The sequence below is a fragment of the Mesorhizobium sp. KR9-304 genome, from assembly GCF_040049215.1.
GTDB lineage: Bacteria > Pseudomonadota > Alphaproteobacteria > Rhizobiales > Rhizobiaceae > Mesorhizobium_K.
In genome coordinates this window covers 1-2,820 of record NZ_JBDZDN010000013.1, presented here as the reverse complement: position 1 = coordinate 2,820, position 2,820 = coordinate 1, and the positions used below count along the sequence as shown (strand labels likewise).

The window sequence follows — 2,820 nt, the reverse complement described above, 5'->3', positions numbered from 1 at the left end:
CGAGCCCAATAATGCGACGAACTGCAAGCCTCGATCCCGACCAGGCATCGGGGCAGTTTCTCGAAGAATCCCAGAACGCGCCCACGAGTCAGCTTCCTTCGGATGACAACCTCACCGGCCGCATCCACGCCGTGCACTTGAAATACCGACTTCGCAATATCCAGACCGATCGTCGTAACGTTGCTCATCATAGCGCTCCTCCAGCTCTAATCCCGCGATCATACCGCAGAGAGGGAGGAGAGCCGTCCACCGCATCAGCAGCGGACAGTCTGCTTTCGGGATAGTTGGGCTGCAAAGCCGACATTGCGCATCGTTCCACGACCGCTTGCGCCATTTACAGACCTCCAGAAAGTGACCAAGAAAGTCACGGTCATTCGGGCAGACCCGCATCCTTGAGCCAAGCCACAAGTCGCTGCAGGCGCTCGGGATCGCGATAGAACTGCGCGGTGGCGAAACCAGAGCGAGTCATCTCCGGATGCTTGCCAAGCAGAACGGTGATGTGACCGCGGGCGGCGTCGGGCCGGCCAGCGGCGGCGGCGACGATTGCCGATAAGATGTAGGCAAAAGGCTCGTGTGGCTCGCGCGCCAGGTAGAGCGCGGCATCGGACCGGGCTTGCTCCAGATCGCCCTGCCAGAGATCGGCCCATGCGAGGTAATAGATGGCCCAGTTGATGCCGTATGGGCTGAGTCGCCGCGATGTTTTCAGGGTTGCTATGGCTCCCTGGAAGTCGCCGCTATAGACCTGTGTCATGCCGAATGCGGCCGCGCAGTAGGCATCGCTCGGCGCCAGTTCGCCTGCGCGGCGGTGGAATTCAAGTGCCTCATCGTGGCGCCGCTCCATCAGCGCAGCATTTCCCTTGTAGTGCAGAACTGCGCCGATTTCGCCTACGAGGTCCTCCGCACGCCGAAGTGCCGCCTTTGCCAGCCCAAGAGATATCGCGGGATTGGAGGTGTAGCCAAGCCGGGCATCCAGCCAATGGGTATGCGCCAGCGAGACGAAGGCGAGCGCATAGTTTGGATCGTGATGTACAGCTCGTTCGTAGAAGAATCGTGCTTGGATATTGTCGAGCTTTGTGAACTTCAGTATTGCGGTCTGGCCCTGGAGGAAGGCTTCCCACGCCTGCAAGTTGCGGGTCCCCTCGGCCGCGATCCGCGCTGTGTCGCCTTCGGTCAAGTTAACCTGAAGTGCAACGGTGACGGCCTTGGTGATTTCGTCTTGAAGTTCGAAAAAGTCGGTAAGCTCCCGGTCATAGCGCTCGGCCCAAATATGCCCGCCCGACGCGCCATCGATTAGCTGCGCCGTTACCCGAATTCTGTTCCCTACGCGCCTCACACTCCCCTCAAGGATAAAGCGCACCCCCAGATCGCGCGCCACATCCTGAACCCGCACAGTTCGGCCCTTGAATACGAGGGTCGAGTTACGATCAATGACCGACAGATCGCGCAGTCGCGACAGATGGGTGATGAGGTCCGCGACGATTCCATCGGCGAAGTATTCCTGCTCAGGATCGCCCGACAGGTTGGCAAAGGGCAGCACGGCGATCGAAGGCTTGTCAGGTGTCGAATTGGTCGCCGTGACCGTCACTGCCGGCGTGTTTGTGACGCGATAGATGCGGACCGGTTCGGCGATGTTCTTGAGAACCCGAGAACCAAGATCGTCAAACGAAAGAGCGAGCTTATTTCGAACTTGCCGGTAGGCGTCCTCTGAAATCCAAACACCGCCGGGATCGGCAAGGGCTTCCAACCGCGCCGCAATATTCACGCCGTCACCGTAAAGATCATCGCCGTCGACTACTACGTCGCCCAAGTTGACTCCAATGCGCAGCACGATCTGGCGATCGTCCGACTGGTCGGCATTACGGGCAGCCATGCCTTCTTGCAGCCTAGCGGCGCACTCGACTGCGTCCACGGCGCTGGCAAACTCAATGAGAGCACCATCGCCTACCAGCTTGATGATCCGGCCACCATGATTGGCGACCATCGGTTCCAGAACGGTTTTCCGTCGATCCTTCAGAATCGCCAGCGTGCCGGCTTCGTCCTGCTGTATTAGGCGGCTATAGCCGACCACATCGGCGGCCAAGATGGCGGCAAGGCGACGTTGAGCGCGTTGTTCAGCCATACTATGCGATGGCCCCAAGGCAGGAACTGGCCCGAATTGTATTGCCACACCGCGGACATGTCCATCTGGCCGGATTTCCGGAATGGGCCAAGAAGATCCCTTGCCTATCTGGCTTGCGTGGCAGAATGGCCCGATCGCTCCGATTAGTGGATCGAGCGCATGCTCCTGAACCTCCCAAACAAAGAGGTATACTAAGCGGCACTCATCCAACGACACTCATCCGACAGCACCTCTAGGATAGTCCTGCGCCCACTCGAAACCGCCGCGATCGCCGAACATCTTGGGGAGCGCGGTGTGCTTTATCGGCGCGACGATCGAGTCCAGTCGCGCCGACGGCAAGTGGGTCAGCCTTTGACGTGCGCGTCTGAACGCAGGGCAAATGAGGGCGGGTTGCCGGCAGCCTTGACCCGCCAAAGGTCAGATTTTTCGACGCTGCTGCCTGAGATCTGGCATTCGGCTTACCGCCCACTGCCGCTTTAAGTGGAACGACTGCTTTCGGGAAGTTGCGCGACCGGCCTCTATGGCGGGAACGCGGCGCGAAGCGGTCATCCATGATGTGCCGCCGAACGTCAAAAAGACAGAACGTTCGCATATAGGCCAGATTGGTGGGCTCAGCGAGCATTCGCGGACTGACCTCCAACTCGATGCACTTGCCGTACCTGATGCTTCAGGCTGGACTCGCTCTCCGTTTTTGGACCCGG

General features: G+C 59.5%; 1 protein-coding gene and 1 pseudogene. Both read right to left on the bottom strand.

Going from position 1 to position 2,820, the window contains the following annotated elements:
- Positions 1-188 (bottom strand): annotated as a pseudogene (locus ABLE71_RS25805) (IS110 family transposase); the annotation flags it as partial.
- Positions 189-370: 182 nt separating this feature from the next.
- On the bottom strand, positions 371-2,119 hold the full coding sequence (locus ABLE71_RS25800) for an adenylate/guanylate cyclase domain-containing protein (RefSeq protein ID WP_348786349.1): 1,749 nt from the start codon (positions 2,117-2,119) through the stop codon (positions 371-373).
- Positions 2,120-2,820 lie beyond the last annotated feature (701 nt).